Here is an 18,234-nt window from a genome sequence, read left to right as displayed (position 1 = left end):
AAAAGTATCTTTTTTTGATATTTAAGGAGTATAAGGATGAACTATCAAGATTTAGAAGAATTTTTATCAGGTCCTTCAACTTATAATCGTGCTACTAGTGATGAAATACGAAAGCATTTCCAAAATAAGTATGAATCAGTACCTTATAAGAATGAACCACTCTTTATTTTTAACGACGATCGGCCATTTGATAATGATAGTCATATGATTCAATTACATCGACGAAATATGAGCAGAGTCCCTTACCATATCTTTCATTTCATTGTTCTAACTTATGTTTATTCAGGAATGATAACAATGCTAGTTGAAGGTCAAAAGATACTTTTAAAAAAAGGTGACCTAATTATACTGGATAAGTATGTTCCTCACGCGGTCTTACCTACTTCTAAGAATGATTTAGGAATTAATATAATTTTAGATAATAATTTCTTTGAAAATACCATTATAAAATCTGATAAAGATAATTCTCTACCTAATTTTATGATTGAATTGATGAGCCATCAGTACGCGCATAATCACTTTTTATTTTTTTCTACAAATGATTTACCAATTATTCATAATTCAATTCAGAATATATTGTGCGAAGATTTGGATAAGAAAAAATTCGCCAGTACCGTCATTGATAATTACATTATGATAATATTTATGACCTTGATTCGATTACAACCAGTTGAAACGAGTTTTAATAACTCCAATTTACACATTCAAAAAATTATCTCTGAGGTTAACAAGTATATTCAGAAAAATTATAAGGAGGGCGAATTGAATAAGCTTTGTCAGCAAATTAATTACAGTCCCTCTCATATTAGTCGAGTTATCCATCAAAATACGGGTAAGACATTTAAGGAGTTAATCAACCATCAACGTATGGAGAGAGCTAAAGTACTTCTACAAGATAGAACTTTAACTGTAAATGAGATTGCTGAAAAAGTTGGTATTAATAATATGACCAATTTTTATAGACGATTTGAAAAATTTGTTGGCGTGACTCCTAAAAAATATCGGGATGAATTAAAAAAATAGAACATTACCCTTTATGAGTAATGCTCTATTTTTTTGGAGATTTTACTTATTTTCTATTTCAAAAGCTTTATTATCATCGTATTTAAAGAATGGATAATAAAACACAAAATGAATAGCTACGGCAAAGATAATGATTAGTGCAAAGATAATTCCACCTTCTGCAAAGGCAGTAATAATTGGTGGTGTAACCCATGGGAAACCTAGCTGAAATGCAGGATTAATATTGAACTTAACTACATTATAGATTCCCCAACCTATTAGTGCTGCCACTGGCTGAGAAAGAATCATAGGAAGAAAATAAACAGGATTCATTACTAGTGGGACACCAAATATTATTGGCTCATTAATATTAAAGAGATTAGGAATAATGAGCACCTTACGTAGTTCTTTGTATTTTTTTGATTTAGCTAAAAGCAGTGAGCAACAAAATCCCAATGTACCACCAAAACCACCGAGATTGGCAACTAGATAAACAACCATAAATGCTCCATATGGTAAAGCCTTACCCGTATTAAATGCCTGCATATTGGCGACAATTGCGCTAATAACAACAGGTGTGTAAAATCCGGTAAGTGATGCAGGATGAACTCCGAAAAACCATAATAAATTGCAGATCAAACTAAATAAAATATAAGCTGCTGGAGAGGTTCCCAAGGTCATTAATGGAGTTTGAATAATGGCATTAAATGAGTCAAATAGATTTCCCTTGGACGTGAATAAGAATAAGACTTTAATTACAAAAACTGATGACAGGATTACAACTGCAGGTATAGATGAGGCTAATGAATTAGCAACCATTGGTGGTACAGAGTCAGGTAAATTAATTCTCAATTTACTGTGCATTAATTTTCCATACAGATAAGTAATCAGAATGCCGACTACCATAGCTAAGAAAATACCTTTACTGCCTAAATAACTATCAGTTAATGCAGTAATAGTATTCTTACCTACCTTCAATTGTGAAGGAATAAGTATTAAAAAGCTTGCGATGGAGATAACTACACCGCTCATTCCTTTCATACCAATTTTCTGACTATATGCATTAGAAACAGTGACAATTAGATAGATTGGTAAGAGTGACAAAGTAACGTTGGTTGCTTGTTGCCCAGCATTATATATGTTTGTTGCAAGAAGAAAATGTTTCCATGAACTGATAGGCAAGTTGATTAAAATGGTAATTAAAGAGACGCCTATTGTAACGGGGACTGTATCAATACATCCCTGTACTACAGCTTGAATTACTTTATTGTTGCCAAATTTTGATGATAATGGACCCAACACATTTGACAAAAAAATTTTAAATTTGTTAAACATTATTGAACACCCTTTCTTTTTTTCAACAATGTTAGATTAGCATTGGGTTCAAATCACAACTCATCAATACTTGACCACTTTTAGTATTCTTCGTAGACCCTATCTAGAAAATACATTAGACCATACTTAGATTCACCATAATAACTATACGTGCCTATTTTTATAACCTCGTCAAATACATTAATATTTTCAGGGATAGTTTGAGTCAACAGTAATTTTTGAAATTTATATGAATCCAAATTCATATTCATTAAAAAATTCCCCTGATCTGAAATTATTATTACTAGATCATTACGATCCAGTGCTTCCAAAGCTTGTTCTGCATTTTGATCAAATAGCGTTTCGACGTACTTATGTTTTAATGCCATTTTAACTTGAAATTCAGTTACAAATGGATAATTGGTAGCAAAGGATAAGATAATGATTCTATCAGAATTTCGTATTCTTTGAACAACATTGTTTATATTCAAATCAGATGTTTCTTCTATATTAAGTAGGACATTCTTTTTATATTCTTCGTTATTAAATCCATCGGTTGGATAAACCAATTTGGGTAATGTAATTATTTTTCTAAGTTGTTTAAAATTATCAAAACCAATTTTTTTAATAAGTCTGTTTAAGGTCGATGGTGAACAATGACAAAATTGAGCTGCTTCTTCTAATGACATCTTACTTATTTTTTCTAAATTGTTAATCATGATTTTAGCAATAGAAGCACTCGAATTATGCTCTTTGTTTTCTCTTAAATATTCTAAAAGCTTAATTATTAGTAATTCCATAAATATCCCCCATCTACTCAAATGTTGAAGAGTTTGAATCAATACTTAACATTATACTTGATTCATATTAACAGAGGTGATTGTAATGGAAACAGAAAATTATTTTCCTAAAGACTTTTTATGGGGTGCTAGTATGAGTGCCTTTCAATCTGAAGGAGCTATAGCCGATGATGGTAGAAAACTCAGTGTCGCAGATATAAGAATCAAAAAAATGAACCAACAATTTCATACAACTGATACATCCACGGCCACTGATTTTTACCATCGCTATAAAGAAGACATTAAGTTAATGGCCGAATGTGGTCTAAGAAGTTTTCGTTTTTCATTTTCCTGGTCAAGAATATTTCCTGATGGTAATGGCAAGGTTAATAAAAAAGGTGTTCAATTCTATGACAATGTTATTGATGAATTGATTAAGTACAATATCAAGCCTATTGTCACATTGCTACACTTTGATTTACCACAGAGTTTAATTGATCAATATCAAGGATTCTATTCAAGAGAATCTATTCAAGACTTTCTGAATTATGCTAAATTTTGCTTTAATCACTTTGGAGATCGTATTCCATATTGGCTAACAATTAATGAACAAGACGTTCTGGCAAATATTCCATTTTTTAATGGGTTAGATAATTTATCACAAAGTATTCAAGCTAGCCATCATATGAACATCGCTAATGCTTTAACTATGAAGCTTTATCATTCACTAGACTTAAAGGGCAAAATTGGACCATGCTTATCCTACCCTACTAGATATCCAGCCTCAACAGATCCTAGGGATCAATTTTTAGCGATGAATTTAGACGACTTAGGTATTTTCTATTTAATTGATACTTTAATTTATGGAAAATATCCGGCCTATTATATTAATCACTTAAAGAGTAAGGGCATAATGTTTAAAACAAAGAAAGAAGATTCTTCCCTATTGAAAAATGTTAAGCCTGATTTTCTAGCTATTAATTGGTATACTTCTGAAGTTGTTGGTCAATACTTGGATGACAGTCAGGTAGACGATTATCAAGGGCCCGAGTTACCTCGACAAAATCGCAGTGAAAAGGGTGTTGCCCAATACTATAAGAATCCATACACGGAATATGGAGATTATAATTGGAATATAGATGGTGTTGGATTACGCTTAGCGCTCAGAAAGATCTATGAACGTTATCACCTGCCCTTAATGATTACTGAAAATGGCTTAGCTCTTAAGGAGAAAATTGATCATGGGAAAATTCATGACCAAAAGAGAATTAAATACTTAAACCAAATGATACAAAGTATGTCTTTAGCAATAAAAGATGGTGTAAAACTGTTTTCCTACAATCCATGGTCATTCACTGATGTTCTATCTAGCAGTCAAGGTATGGATAAACGATACGGATTAGTATTTATTGATCGTACTAACACTGATCTAAAGGTCTTAAAGAGAATTCCTAAGGATTCATTTTATTGGTATCAAAAATGTATACACGAAAATGGTTCTATTTAACAAAAAATCAACAATCCTATATAGAATTGTTGATTTTCTAATCAATATTTAAATGTTTTCTAGCTAAACAGTAGCGTGCAATGAACCAACTTTTTCAATTTTCTTACCAAATCTACTGATGAACAATAATAAGAACATTAATGCTGATAAGATAGTTCCGGCGATGAATGATCCATCCCCTGCTGAGATATTAACCAATGAAATAATGATTGGAGCAAACATACCAGCAACTGAGGAAACAAAGGTATTCATAGCAATAGCGACTGTAAATTGTTTTTCGTCCGTAAGGATTGATAGTTCATATGGAAGTGTAGCATTTACTAGTACGATACCAACACCAGAGAACATGTTACCTAAAATGTGAAGAGCAAAATTATTTGTGAATAAGACTAGAACGAATGACAACATGAAAGCAATGAAGCCCCAAGCAATAGTATTAGTCTTAGTAATTTTACGGATGTATTTGATAAGAACAGCTGTAGCGATACCACCGATATTACCAATAGCTGTAACTAAAGCGACGTAGGCTGTACCCTTACCTTTGCCAGCTAAAACAATAGATTGATTTGTCATAAATAACATCATGCAAAGCGACAAGACAAAAGTAATTCCTAAAATTAAATATACATGCTTGTTTAATGAACCAAAGACGGTTTTAAGACTAGTTTTTTGATTATTTTCTTCAGCGGTCTTTGAAAGTTTGACATCTTGTGGAACTAGGAAAAATACCATTAAAATAATAACAATTGAGAAAGCATAGATCCAAAATAGATTATGCCAATCGCTTCCACCAAGAATACCACCTAAAGCTGTAAAGAGCATCATACCAATGTTATTAGCACCGACTGACCAACCCATGGCCGTGGCACGATCTTCACCATCAAAGTTTGATTGCAATAAAACAGGACTAACATTACTAATGATACCAGTACCAAATCCGACAAGAACCATACATGCTAAGATTAGATTTAAACTACTACCGTAAAATACTGGAAGTAAACCTGCAACTCCGACAACGGCAACGGCTAAAATACCTAAGTTTTTTCTGGTTAGCTTAAATGCTAAATAACTAAAGAGCACCGTAGCAATCAATTGCCCTAATTGAGGAATTGAACCAAGCATTTGAACCTTTGAAATGGGTTCCTTTGGGAAAGATTTTGCTATAGCGGCAATGGCAGCGGAAACGGCTGATGTCGACATCAATAGCAAATTCATACTTAAAATACCAAGAACTAATGGAATCTTCTTTTTATTCATGAAACTGACCTCCAAATTATAATTAATCATGATTGCGCTTTCATTTACAGATTAATCATATTCTGGAAAGTACCTTTCAGCTATATCCAAAGACGAGCTAATCTGTGTTCATTTCACAGGTTGGCTTTTTTAATACATATTTTTATTTATCACCAGGATACTATTCTATCCGTTGTTAGAATGGGCTTTTTGACGATAAAGATCTGGTGAAATACCCAAAACCTTTTTAAAAATTTTATAGAAATATGACGGATTCTCATATCCTACTTTAAAAGAGATTTTGTCAATTGGCGCATTAGTGTAATTCAAATATTCTGCGGCAGCGTTAATTCTTTGCAAATGAACCAGTTTGATAAAGGTCATTCCTGTCGATTTTTTCAAAAATGACGATAAGTAGTTGGCATTGTATCCAAAGTGTTGAGCCATCTCTTCCAATGTTATATCAGCATAATTACTCTCAATATAAAGTAACAATGACAAGATATTAGCTCTTTTTTTATCATTCATTTTCCATTTAACATCAACTGTCTTATATGATTCTCGGATGAGCCGTGAAAATAGAATCATGATTTCTAGTCGAATGATTTTATCTGATTCCTTGTCGGGATGGTAATACTCATCGATAATTTCCCAAACATTTCGACTTATTTTGGAATTATTATTGGTTTTGAAAAAACTATATTGGCCTTTCCCGTAGTTTCTATCCGATAACAACGAAAATAACATCCCTGAAATACTAGTTTGACGATTATCGTGTAAAAGAGTGTTCAGTTCATTTAAAGAAAAGGCTGTATTTCTCAAAGCAATATCGATTACGATATCGTCAGTACCGATAGGTTTAACCGTGTGAACTGATTGATTACCAACAAAAAGCAAGTCGCCTTGCTGCATTTCAATTTCCTTATCTTGAACTACGGCCGTACAATTCCCCATTAAAGGAGCGACGATATCAACAAAATTATGATAGTGGAATGGAATAACAGACTCTATCGGCTGTACTGAAATGGAGATAGGATTAGTGTTCAATTCTAAATCGTCATCATAAGTATTATAGAAACGATAAACTGGTTCCCCATTGGCAGTCTTGATCGGAGTTATATTTTTTTCAGTTTTTTCAACCTTCTCTAGCTTTTTGACGACGTTAGAAAATTCTTTAGGTGAATTTTTAGAACGAAGAATTTCAATAATACTCTTACTCATATTAGTTTTACCTCACTTGTAAATCATTATAAGCTTTTTAAAAAATATGGGAAATGAACATAGTTATAATATTATTTGACAATAGTTGAAATTTATACAAGAGCTTACAATTTAGTTAAATCAATAAATTGTGGAGGAATTTTATGTTAGATTTAACCAAAACACCATATAACCTTTCAACAGAACAAATTGAATATATTAATAATCAGATTAATAAAATGACATTACCAGAAAAAATTGGTCAGTTATTCTTTGTAATCGGTCAAGATGAGAATACCGTTGACTTAAAACAATTCGTTAATAAGTATCATCCTGGTGGAATTATGTATCGTCCCGACAGCGCCGAAAAATTAAAGCGTGAAATCAAGACTATTCAAAAAGAATCCAAGATTCCTGTCTTTGTCGCTGCTAACCTTGAGGCTGGTGGTAATGGACTTTTGAATGAAGGAACTTGGTTTGGACGTCCAATGTCTGTTGCCGCAACTGATGATCCTAAACAAGCCTATAATTTAGGTGATATTTCAGGTTATGAAGCTGCGCAAGTCGGTGACAACATGTCCTTCTCACCTATTGTGGATATTGATAATAACTTCCGTAATCCCATCATGAATGTAAGAACTTTTGGTAGCGACAAATATCGTGTCATGAGAATGGTTGATTCAGAAGTTGAGGGATTAAAACACAATAAAGTTATTCCTGTTGCTAAACATTTCCCCGGTGATGGAGTTGATGAACGTGATCAACACCTTGTTAGTTCAGTTAATTCTTTGGGAACTGATGAATGGATGAATTCTTATGGTCAAATTTATCGTCATTTGATCAAACGTGGACTGCCTGCTGTTATGATTGCTCATATCATGCAACCAGCTTGGGAACGTAAGTTGGACCCCGGTATTGAGGACAAAGATCTACGCGCTGCTTCAACTTCAAAACTTTTAATTGATGGTTTATTGCATCGAGAATTGAAATTCAATGGAATGACAATTACTGATGCTACACCAATGCTTGGTTATACTTCCATCTTGCCAAGGGAACAAGCCATCCCCGCTACAATCAATGCCGGTATCGATATGATTCTCTTCAATAAGAACATTGACGAAGATTATAAGTTCCTTACAGATGCCGTAAACGACGGGGTTGTTTCAATGGAACGTGTTGACGAAGCCATTCGTCGTATTTTAGGTACTAAGTTAGCTCAAGGCGTCATGAATACAGATAATCAATTGATTCAAGAGATTCCTGAAAAGTTAGACTTACAGTTAGAGGATCATAAAGCTAGAACCGTTGATTTAGCTAAACATGCAGTTACTTTGGTTAAAGATCGAGATAAAATTTTGCCCGTTAATAGTAAGAAATATCCTCGTGTCCGTCTGGTCGTCCTTGGTGACAGTGACGATGGTGGTTTTAAAGAAGGTGGGCATGTAACTTCCCTTTTCAAGAAAGAACTAGAGGCCCAAGGATTTAAAGTTTCACTATTTGATCGTAAGAATTTAGATTTTCACGAAGTATTTGAAGAAGGAATTCAAGATTTAAAGGATAAATTTGATTTGGCTATTTATGTGGCCAATATCGAAACTGCAAGTAATCAGACAACAACCAGAATTGATTGGATACATTTGATGGCCGCTGATGCTCCTTGGTATATGCGTTCTATTCCAACGTTGTTTATTTCCATGTGTAATCCATACCATCTCTTTGATATTCCAGATATTTCAACAATGATTAATGCTTATACCGGTAATCCTGAATCAATCGATGCCGTTATTAGGAAAATTACTGGGCAAGAAGAATTTCTTGGTAAGAGCCCTGTAGATCCATTTTGTAATAGATTAGATACTAGACTGTGAGGTAGAAAAAATGAATATTGAAAACATCCAAGTAAACCATATGACTGAACCACTAGGATTTGATCTTAGTGATCTTAAAATTGAATTTGCGGTAAACTCTGAAAAAAATATATCTTTGGAGAAGAAGTTAGAAATTTTTGTTGATGATAATCCCATTTATCAAACTGATTGGCAAGTTTATACGAATAACTATTTCCAACCTGATTTAAAACTAGAGCCAAGAACTAGATATGATTTCACCATAAGCGTACGAAATATTAATGAAAATACCTCTGCTTCCGCAACTAGTTTTTTTGAGACCGGCAAGATGAATGAACCTTTCTCTGCTAAATGGATCGGTAACGATAATAAGGATATTCAGAATACCCTTCTTAAACGTAATTTAGAACTTCCCAAAGAAGTAAAATCAGCTCGTATTTACATGTCAGGTTTGGGCGTCTATGAATTGAATATTAACGATAAAAAAATTGGTGATGAACTCTTAGCTCCTGGAACAACTAACTATGATAAGTTGATTCAAGTTCAAACATATGACGCTACCGATGCATTTGCTCAAGGCAATAACACAGTTGAAATTTCCCTTGGTGATGGCTGGTATAAAGGTAATCTAGGCTTCGATGGTGGTAGAGATAAGATCTATGGTGATCAACAGCGTGCTATTCTAGAGTTACATCTACTCTACAATGACGGCACTGAAGATATAGTTAATACTGATGATCGATGGTTAACAGCCTCCGGAAAAGTTACTAAGTCTGCTATTTATTATGGTGAAGATATCGACGATACAATTATTCCTGACAATTGGGTTAAAGTTAGTGTCTTGGACTACCCTGTTGATACTTTAGCTGATAGATTAAGTTTGCCGCTTAAAGTTCAAGAGTACCTACCCGCTAAAGAATTGATTCATACACCTAAAGATGAACAAGTTATCGATTTTGGACAAAATAATGTTGGTATCATTGAATTTTATAACCGTGAGCCTAAGGGAACTAAGATTACTATTCAAATGGGTGAAATTCTTCAACAAGGTAACTTCTATCGTGATAATTTACGCGAAGCAAGAGCTGCCTTCACTTATATCTCAGATGGTACTAATAAGTGGATTCGTCCACACTTTACTTATTATGGCTATAGATATATCAAGGTTTCTGGAAATACCCAACCGCTACAATTAAAAGATTTTCGTGCCGCTGTAGTTTATTCCGATATGAAGATGACTGGTTCTATTAAGACCGATAATCTGGAAGTTAATCGCTTATTTGAAAATGTCCAATGGAGTCAAAAGGGTAATTTCTTTGATGTACCAACGGATTGTCCTCAACGTGATGAACGTTTAGGTTGGACCGGAGATGCTGAAATTTTCTCTAATACTTCAGCTTTCAATATGAATGTTTATGCATTCTTTAAAAAGTACGCTAAAGATATGAAGGTAGAACAAGATAGTCACGACGGTATGTTAACAATGTACGCTCCTTCCCTTCACGTTGATGAAGGTGGAGCTGCAATTTGGGGCGATGCTGCTACTGTTATTCCTTGGAATATGTATAGTAAATACGGTGATACAGCCATTTTGAAACAAAACTATTCCAGTATGAAAGGCTGGGTCGATTGGATTCATAGAAATGTTGAAAAGAGTGGCACTGGACTTTGGACAGGATCCTTCCAATTTGGTGACTGGTTATCTCTCGACAGTGAAAATCCAGCTGTACCAAATGGTAAAACTGATGAAGACTTTATTGCTTCCATTTATTACTATTACTCATCAAGCATTGTAGCCAATACAGCTAAAATTTTAGGTAACGAAAAAGATCATAAATTCTATACGGATTTGTGTAAAGATATTAAACAAAATATTTTGAAAGAATACATTACTGAAACTGGTCGTGTTGCCGTTGATACACAAACAGCTTATGCCCTAGTTCTTGAATTCAATCTTGTCCCCGAAAATTTGAAGTCACGTGTTGTCGCTGATTTAGTTCAACGTTTGAAGAAAGATAACGATCATCTGCAAACAGGATTCGTTGGTACCCCATTCTTATGCCAAGTTCTATCTGAAAATGGACAACATGAGTTAGCAACAAAGATCTTCCTAAATGAAGATTATCCAAGTTGGCTCTACGCAGTTAAGTTAGGTGCAACAACTATTTGGGAACGTTGGAACTCTGTTTTGTCAGATGGATCAATGAATCCAGAAGGTATGAATTCACTCAACCACTACTCAATTGGTGCCATTATGGAATGGGCTTATAAGTACGTTCTAGGACTTCATGATCAAGACAATGGTTATCAAACTGTTTATGTTGAACCTAAATTTGATTACCGATTGAAACATATTAGTGGTCACTACGACAGTTCTTATGGTGATTTGAAGATCAAGTATGACCTGGAAACAGATGAAAACCACACTATCGCATTACAAATTGATGTGCCTTATGGTCAAACCGTAAAACTAACTCTTCCAAGAGTTGGGTCTAATGTTATAGTTAATGACCAAAAAGTAACTGATCAAGTAATTACTCTAACAAATGGACATCACGAAATTTCATATATCCCTACTTCTGACTATATTGGCAGATACACCATAGACAGCAAACTTGCATCTATCACAGCCGATAAAGAATTATTTGATAAGATCAAATCAGTCACAAAAGAATTAGATATGTTCAATGATCCTGAAAATGTTGATCGATTGGGACATATGTCGATTAAGGAAGCCAATATGCTCTTCCCATTCATCAATATCCCTACTTCGGAGATGAAGCAGATCAACCAAATCCTTACAAGTACACCTGTTTTAAGTGAAAGAAGGGCTCAAGATGTTAGTGAAACAGTATAATAATCCAATAATTAGAGGAATGCGTCCTGATCCTAGTATCGTTCATGTTGGCAAATATTATTATATGGTCAACAGTACTTTTGAATATTATCCAGGAATAACTTTAGCCAGAAGCATTGATTTACTCAATTGGGAAACATTACCTAGTGTGGCAACTAAACACTCTCAAGCTGACTTAACGAAATCCAAATCTAATGAAGGTATTTTTGCCGTTTGTATCAGATATCATAATGATAAATTTTATGTGATCACTACTAATTTTGCTGAATTCAAAACATTTATTATCACTGGAAGTTTAACAGCTGATGGTAACATTTCGTGGGATGAACGCATCAATATTAATGTTAACGGGATTGATCCTGACATCTTCTTTGAGGGTGATCATACCTATGTTCAATACACCGGTTACCTTGAATCTGGAAAAAAGGCCTTACAACAAGTTGAAATTGAATTAGATACTGGTCGTATCTTGGATGGCCCTAAGGTATTGACTGCTGGCACAGGTGGTCGTGATGTAGAAGGTCCACATATCATTAAAAAATCTGACTACTATTACCTCTTAGCCGCCGAAGGTGGAACCGGTTTGGGTCACATGATTACCATTTTTAGAAGTAAGAGTATCTGGGGACCCTTCGAGAGTTGTCCTACTAATCCGATTTTTACTAATCGAGATCGTGCTGATGAACCTTTACAAAACATTGGTCACGGTGATTTATTCCAAGATGAAAATAAAAATTGGTGGCTGGTTTGTTTAGGCACCCGCCCTATCAACATAAATTTCAAAACTTTCACTAATACCGGAAGAGAAACGTTACTTTATCCTGTTGATTGGAATGGCGATTGGCCTGTTGTTAATAAGGGTGTTCCTACAGAAACAGTCGATATGTCAGAATTTCCAGAACATGCTAAAACTTTGCAACCTCAAAATTTAAATGATTTCACAGATTCTTTTAAAAATGGAATTTTAAATCCTGAGTGGGTCTCATTGAGAAACTCATTAAATGATAGATTAACAATTGAGCGTGATAATTTAACATTAACTAGTTCTGACTCAACCCTTTCAGACATTGATACACCTTCATTCTTAGGTTTGAGACAAACTGAACCAGATGAAACTTTTGAGATTGAATTAAACGTCGACAATTGTCAGTTAACTGATGGTCAGATTGGTGTCGCTGTGACAATCGACAGTACTCATTTTGCCAGTTTGACGATCAAGAAAAATGAGAATGATCACTTTGATTTGGTTAAAACAGTTCATGTTTTTGACTTAGTTGTTGAAGAAAAAATTGCTGAAATTAATAAATTACCAAAGAAATTCAGTATTATCAATCACCCTTCCAACAAAGAATTCTTAGTACAAACTATCGACAACAAAAACTTAGGTTTCAAAGTTGCCGCAATGCATTTTTCAAATGAAGCCATCAGTGCTTTGAATACTGGAGATATATTGGGGATCTATGCTCTAGGTACAGATTCGAAGTTATCCGTTAATAAAGCACGTCGCTTCCCTATTAATAAGGAAGAATAATAGTTTTACCTCACTTAACCATATACATATAAAAAGAACAGGATTAGGAAATTTAGTTTTCCTAATCCTGTTCTTTTCACTTAAATATTAAATTCATAGTCCCCGCTACCTAGCTCTTTTGTTTGATGTTTCATCATCAATTGGGCAGTGGCATTGAATGGTACATGTATTTGAATTCTTAAATCGTCATCAACATATTTCCAATTAACTTTGATCAATCCTCTAGTTGAACGATAATTCAATTTTGAACTAGTGAATTGTGATTTATCCGGAATGGTAATTTTAAACTTACGATATCCTGGTTCAATTGGTGATAGTCCGCCAATATTTTCTACGATCCAATGTTCAACACAACCAAACGCATAATGATTAAAAGAATATGTTCCTACCGAACCATCAGGAGCAATGCCACCCCATGATTCCCAAATGGTGGTAGCTCCATGATTAACTTCGTAAAGCCAAGAAGGCATTTTTGTTTGTAAAAGAATGGTTTTTGCTAAGTCCTTGTGACCGTATTGGCACAAGGTATCTAATAGATATGGAACACTTAAAAATCCTGTATCTAAGCAATCATTATTGTCATGAATCATTGTCACTAAATGTTCAACGGCTTGTTCTGTGGCTGTTTTATCTAACAAATTAAAAGCTATTGCTAAGACATAGCAACCTTGAAATTCTGCGGCAAGTTTTTGATTCTTCCAAAAATTTTTTTGGAAAGCCGTTGCTACATTTTTTGCGTAATTTTGATAGTCAAGAGCATTTTCTTCATCGCCTAAAACTGTAGCAATTTGGGAAAGTAAACTACTGGTATAACTTAGAAAAGCTGTTGCCACAACATCTTTAGTGGCTTTAGCTGTTTCCATTGGTCCTAGGGCATCTTTCCCTAACATATAACTAGGAAACATCCAGTCACCGTAATGAAATTTAGTATCCCAGATATATTGACTAGAATCATCACTTTTATCTTCAGCGGCACTTTGTACGGCGTAGTCATGCCATTTTTGCATAGCCGAATAGTTTTCCTTCAAAATGGATATGTCACCATCATTTTTGTAAATCGTCCAAGGAAGCATAATTATCGCATCGCCCCATCCTGCGGAAGAATAAGTACCAGTAAATTGAGGACTGGAAGTATAGAATTCTTTTGGAGCTGGAGCGTAATCTTGAATTTGACCATCAACCCTTTGTTCAGCTCTGACACTTTCTAACCAACGTTTTAACATAGCTGTTACGTCCATATTGAATAAGGCCGTTGGTGCAAAAACTTGGGCATCTCCTGTCCATCCGGCACGTTCTCTTTGAGGACAATCGGTTGGAATTGACAACATATTGCCTCTTTGACTCCATTGAACATTTTTAATTAATTGATTAATTTTTTTATTTGAAGTTTCAAGTGAACCTAACTCTTCCATTTTCGTCATTAAAGGTAAAGCTTCGATTTCATTTAGTGATGGAGTTTGCGTCAAACCAGTTATTTTAATATAACGAAAACCATGGAAAGTAAAGTCAGGGGTCAGTGTTTCAAAATTCCCTCGGCCAACAAAGTAATCTGTTTGATCCTTATTGCGACCGGTAATGTTATTAAAGAAACGTCCCTCTTTATCTAGGACTTCAGAATGCTCAATTTTGATAGAAATTCCTTCACCTAAATAAGTTGACAACTTAATTTTTCCAGCAATAACTTGTCCAAAATCTACTAGAATAGCGTCTCCATCATGCCAGATCTTCTTTGCAGAAATACCTGGTAATTGGTGAACATATTGTGCGTCTTGAGGAGTAAGATTATCCAAGTTATACGAAACTTCATCCACTTTTTGACTATTGTTCCAATCCGGAGTTTGACGAAGATCTTGTTTTTCTCCAATGAAGATATCGCTATAAACATATTTACCGGTGGTTGATCTGAAATCTTGATCAGTTTTGATAATATCTTGAGTTCCGTCAGCATATGTAACAATAATTTCTCCCAAAATACCATTTTTGTTTCCAAATTGACCGCCATTACCAGTAGTACTGATACGACCAGAATACCAGCCATCGGCTAAAACTACCGTCCAATCATTATCTGTTCCCAAAAATTTGGTGATGTCGAAATACTGATACTGTAAGATGTTTTTATACGAGGTGAAATCAGGCATGAATTGGGCCTGAGTAATTTTTTGACCATTAATCAGAGGATAATAAATACCATGTGCCGTCATGAATAACTGAGCCTTTTTGACCGCCTTCTTTAATTCAAAATTCTTACGAAGGTATTGGACAGGACGTAATCTCTGTTCTGGAGCCGTTTGTTTAGGCATCGGTTTACCACCAAACATAGCTGCTAAATCTAAAGGCGCCTCTTCAACAACATCGTCTTGCCTAGGTTCTATCCATATTGCATCCCAATGTTTCAACGCTGTTGTGAATACCATCTTGGGAGACCAAGGACTAGTTGTCTGATAATTGTCAGTAATACGAACCTGCCAAGTATAAGTTGTATGATCTTGTAGTTCCGCTGAATGAAGATGAAACTGATTATTATCTGACTTAATTTGATTTGATGTGTAAATTACTTCACCCACTTCATTCGAAATGATTATCTCAAATGAGATCTGTAAACTGTTCTTCTTGTTACTTTCAGCACTCCATTCAAATTTGAGATTATTTAAAGGAACAACAATATCGTCATTTCCAGTTGTTAAGTTATTAAGTTTCATTGAAGTAATTTTCATAGATATCTCCTCTGTTAAAAATAAATATTCATAATATAATTTAATTAATAATGTGATTTTGGGATGGACAAATGGATAAAAATTTAAAAACAATTATCGACCAGATACCGGTTGTTACGACTTTGGATAAATTCGAGCCAAAATATTTTAATCAGACTCAATATGGAAAAGTTTTTAGATATTATCGAACGTTATCTGATGGAATAGATCATCAATTAAATACAGTTGAACAAAGTATTGCTATTTCTAGGCAGCCGTTGGGACAAACTCCGTGGCACTTGCATAATTATATTGAATTGACGTTTGTCCTATCTGGTCAGGCCGAAATTATGGTTAAAAACAAAACCATCAAGTTATCGACCGGACAAATTCTATTAATGGGGCAAAATACGATTCACTGTTTAAACTTGAATAACCCTAAAACAGTTATCTTCAATTTAGCTATTACAAGCAACTTTTTAACTGAAGAACGGTTGATGGTTTTGCGAAAATTGAGTACCGTGGCAAAAATGTTATTTACTATCTTGCAAAATGACAATATTGATCAAGCTGAATATAGTTTTTTCAATGCAACTAATAATCCTGCCATTCAAGATACTTTGATTGAAATTATTGTTGAGTATTACAAGCCTGATTTTGGTAGTCAGGAAATCATTAATCTCGATGTTTTGAAATTATTAGTTGAGTTAATTCGCTTACGACAGTCTCAACAACCAAATGTTATCGCCAATGATACTTCCGATGTATTTGATATGTTGATTTATATTGAAAATAATTATAGAAATCTTTCGTTGACACAAATGTCAGAAGTATTTCACTTTCACCCTAATTACTTGTCGGCCAAATTAAAATCGGCCACAGGGATGTCCTTTTCGCAACTTATTTCTCTGCAAAAATTGAACGCTGCAGCGGCTTACCTGATTCATTCCAATGATACCGTATCTCAAATTTCTGAACATATCGGTTATTCTGACACTTCCTACTTTTATCAAGAATTCAAAAAGTTTTTCAAAATAACTCCAATTCAGTATCGTAAGAAAAATCAAGCTAATTAGAAGTCTTTACAGAACCTTGATTGGAAACCTTTTTACTAAAGTTAAAGAAAATCATAACGAGAGCAATCACAAGCATAGCAATTCCAATAACCAAAAAAGTCTGTAACCCAGCGGTAACGTTAAACCAACCCAAAATAATAGGACTAACGATGCCCCCTAAGGCGTTGGAAAAAATAAATAATGACATACCTAAAGAATTCTGTTCTTCATTGGTCAAAATAGGAATTTCATAAGGCGCTGTCGCCATGGCAATGCACATCCCCATACCAGATAAGTATGCACCAATGAATAGAAATGGGATTGAATTAGATAGAAACATAACAAAATATGAAGCTGTTAGTAATAAGGCACTCATTTCCAAAAGATGTTTATGTGCAATCTTTCTAATATAAGCCATTAAGAATCCTGTGATCATTCCACCAAGAGTTCCGAATGAACTAAGAATACCAGCAAGGGATGTTCCACCAACTTGTTTTTGAGAAATTAAAATAGAGAGATTATTTGAAAATGCTGTATAGAAAAGGATAGTTAGAAAGACTAATCCGGCGATTGCAAAAACATATTTATTCATCTGTTTTAAAACATCGATGGTTGAAACTTTCTTTTGGATTGAATTTGTATCAACCTTTTCAACTTTATCTAGAGGTAACATAAAGAGAACCAGGAAGAATACCAATACAGCTAATAAAAAGACATAGTAAGAATGGAACCACATTTTGCTTCCGAGGATTCCGGCTGCTGACATCATTAATACTGCACCTAGAGAATTAAATGCGGTGTTGAAACCCATCATTGAGGCCCTAGCTTCACCTTTAAAGAAAATTGAAATCAACATTGGAGTTAAAGTTGATACAAAACCAACTCCAATACCAACAATAAAGGCACATACAAGTAAAACAATAATCTGGCTATGCCAGAAAATAGGAACTATCCCTCCGACAATAACAGCTATAACACCAATTAAAGCCAACCTTTTCTTAGGAATACTCATAGCTAATCTACCAACAATTAAACTAATGATAAGTTGCCCTAGACTTGGCAGTGAGCCAATCATTTGAACTGTAGTGGCAGGTACTTTAGGAAAAGCTTGAATAATTTCACTAAAAACTGGGGTAATCACAATCCCACACATTGATAATAAAGCAATACTTAGAATACCGACTCGAACACGTAACTTACTCATTAAAATCAA

12 protein-coding genes are annotated in these 18,234 nt (G+C 34.3%); 6 read left to right on the top strand and 6 right to left on the bottom strand.

Translation table 11 applies throughout. The annotated features are described in order from the left end of the window. Positions 1-36: 36 nt before the first annotated feature. Positions 37-1,023 (top strand): AraC family transcriptional regulator, encoded by a 987-nt coding sequence (locus tag LKACC16343_RS01270; RefSeq protein WP_056952535.1) that lies wholly within the window; start codon positions 37-39, stop codon positions 1,021-1,023. Between the two features lie 42 nt (positions 1,024-1,065). On the opposite strand, the gene LKACC16343_RS01265 is transcribed toward LKACC16343_RS01270, so the two are convergent. Both LKACC16343_RS01265 and LKACC16343_RS01260 read right to left on the bottom strand, forming a co-directional pair. After that, entirely contained in the window at positions 1,066-2,337 is a 1,272-nt protein-coding gene (locus tag LKACC16343_RS01265; RefSeq protein ID WP_056952537.1) for a PTS sugar transporter subunit IIC, read from the bottom strand. Positions 2,338-2,417: 80 nt separating this feature from the next. Continuing rightward, the gene (locus LKACC16343_RS01260) at positions 2,418-3,116 is read right to left on the bottom strand and encodes a MurR/RpiR family transcriptional regulator (RefSeq protein ID WP_056952538.1); all 699 of its coding nucleotides are present in this window, start codon (positions 3,114-3,116) and stop codon (positions 2,418-2,420) included. A gap of 85 nt (positions 3,117-3,201) precedes the next feature. Here LKACC16343_RS01260 and LKACC16343_RS01255 point away from each other — a divergent pair, with 85 nt between their 5' ends. Then, positions 3,202-4,602, top strand: a complete 1,401-nt coding sequence (locus tag LKACC16343_RS01255) for a glycoside hydrolase family 1 protein (protein WP_056952540.1) — start codon at positions 3,202-3,204, stop codon at positions 4,600-4,602. A 63-nt stretch (positions 4,603-4,665) separates the two neighbouring features. On the opposite strand, the gene LKACC16343_RS01250 is transcribed toward LKACC16343_RS01255, so the two are convergent. Beyond that, the gene (locus LKACC16343_RS01250) at positions 4,666-5,859 is read right to left on the bottom strand and encodes an MFS transporter (protein WP_056952542.1); all 1,194 of its coding nucleotides are present in this window, start codon (positions 5,857-5,859) and stop codon (positions 4,666-4,668) included. Positions 5,860-6,024: 165 nt separating this feature from the next. Beyond that, complete coding sequence (locus LKACC16343_RS01245; RefSeq protein ID WP_056952543.1) at positions 6,025-7,059, bottom strand: AraC family transcriptional regulator; 1,035 nt, start codon at positions 7,057-7,059, stop codon at positions 6,025-6,027. 143 nt (positions 7,060-7,202) lie between these two features. Here LKACC16343_RS01245 and LKACC16343_RS01240 point away from each other — a divergent pair, with 143 nt between their 5' ends. Genes LKACC16343_RS01240 through LKACC16343_RS01230 form a run of 3 tightly spaced genes read left to right on the top strand, consistent with a single transcriptional unit; the run spans position 7,203 to position 13,273 of the window. Continuing rightward, on the top strand, positions 7,203-8,906 hold the full coding sequence (locus LKACC16343_RS01240; RefSeq protein ID WP_056952545.1) for a glycoside hydrolase family 3 protein: 1,704 nt from the start codon (positions 7,203-7,205) through the stop codon (positions 8,904-8,906). Positions 8,907-8,916: 10 nt separating this feature from the next. Next, positions 8,917-11,742: an alpha-L-rhamnosidase gene (locus LKACC16343_RS01235; RefSeq protein ID WP_056952547.1), complete on the top strand. Its 2,826-nt coding sequence runs from the start codon at positions 8,917-8,919 to the stop codon at positions 11,740-11,742. Further along, entirely contained in the window at positions 11,723-13,273 is a 1,551-nt protein-coding gene (locus LKACC16343_RS01230; protein ID WP_056952549.1) for a glycoside hydrolase family 43 protein, read from the top strand. The genes LKACC16343_RS01235 and LKACC16343_RS01230 overlap by 20 nt, the downstream gene beginning before the upstream one ends. Before the next feature lie 80 nt (positions 13,274-13,353). Here the strand turns inward: LKACC16343_RS01230 and LKACC16343_RS01225 are convergent, their stop codons facing one another. Continuing rightward, positions 13,354-15,987 carry an alpha-L-rhamnosidase gene (locus LKACC16343_RS01225; protein WP_056952550.1) on the bottom strand — a complete coding sequence of 878 codons (2,634 nt, stop codon included), beginning with the start codon at positions 15,985-15,987 and terminating at the stop codon, positions 13,354-13,356. 71 nt (positions 15,988-16,058) lie between these two features. Here LKACC16343_RS01225 and LKACC16343_RS01220 point away from each other — a divergent pair, with 71 nt between their 5' ends. Beyond that, the gene (locus LKACC16343_RS01220; RefSeq protein ID WP_056952552.1) at positions 16,059-17,042 is read left to right on the top strand and encodes an AraC family transcriptional regulator; all 984 of its coding nucleotides are present in this window, start codon (positions 16,059-16,061) and stop codon (positions 17,040-17,042) included. Here the strand turns inward: LKACC16343_RS01220 and LKACC16343_RS01215 are convergent. Further along, a complete protein-coding gene (locus tag LKACC16343_RS01215) occupies positions 17,035-18,225 on the bottom strand; it encodes an MFS transporter (protein ID WP_056952554.1) in 1,191 nt (396 codons plus the stop codon). The genes LKACC16343_RS01220 and LKACC16343_RS01215 overlap by 8 nt on opposite strands. Positions 18,226-18,234 lie beyond the last annotated feature (9 nt).

It is taken from the genome of Companilactobacillus bobalius (assembly GCF_002179915.1).
GTDB lineage: Bacteria > Bacillota > Bacilli > Lactobacillales > Lactobacillaceae > Companilactobacillus > Companilactobacillus bobalius.
This window is presented reverse-complemented; position numbering and strand designations above follow the sequence as displayed.

Excerpts from the sequence above, each read along its gene's own strand:
- LKACC16343_RS01230 (WP_056952549.1), top strand. The coding sequence starts at position 11,723 with ATGTTAGTGAAACAGTATAATAATCCAATAATTAGAGGAATGCGTCCT.
- LKACC16343_RS01245 (WP_056952543.1), bottom strand. The coding sequence starts at position 7,059 with ATGAGTAAGAGTATTATTGAAATTCTTCGTTCTAAAAATTCACCTAAA.
- LKACC16343_RS01255 (WP_056952540.1), top strand. The coding sequence starts at position 3,202 with ATGGAAACAGAAAATTATTTTCCTAAAGACTTTTTATGGGGTGCTAGT.
- LKACC16343_RS01240 (WP_056952545.1), top strand. The coding sequence starts at position 7,203 with ATGTTAGATTTAACCAAAACACCATATAACCTTTCAACAGAACAAATT.
- LKACC16343_RS01235 (WP_056952547.1), top strand. The coding sequence starts at position 8,917 with ATGAATATTGAAAACATCCAAGTAAACCATATGACTGAACCACTAGGA.
- LKACC16343_RS01260 (WP_056952538.1), bottom strand. The coding sequence starts at position 3,116 with ATGGAATTACTAATAATTAAGCTTTTAGAATATTTAAGAGAAAACAAA.
- LKACC16343_RS01270 (WP_056952535.1), top strand. The coding sequence starts at position 37 with ATGAACTATCAAGATTTAGAAGAATTTTTATCAGGTCCTTCAACTTAT.
- LKACC16343_RS01265 (WP_056952537.1), bottom strand. The coding sequence starts at position 2,337 with ATGTTTAACAAATTTAAAATTTTTTTGTCAAATGTGTTGGGTCCATTA.
- LKACC16343_RS01220 (WP_056952552.1), top strand. The coding sequence starts at position 16,059 with ATGGATAAAAATTTAAAAACAATTATCGACCAGATACCGGTTGTTACG.
- LKACC16343_RS01250 (WP_056952542.1), bottom strand. The coding sequence starts at position 5,859 with ATGAATAAAAAGAAGATTCCATTAGTTCTTGGTATTTTAAGTATGAAT.
- LKACC16343_RS01225 (WP_056952550.1), bottom strand. The coding sequence starts at position 15,987 with ATGAAAATTACTTCAATGAAACTTAATAACTTAACAACTGGAAATGAC.
- LKACC16343_RS01215 (WP_056952554.1), bottom strand. The coding sequence starts at position 18,225 with ATGAGTAAGTTACGTGTTCGAGTCGGTATTCTAAGTATTGCTTTATTA.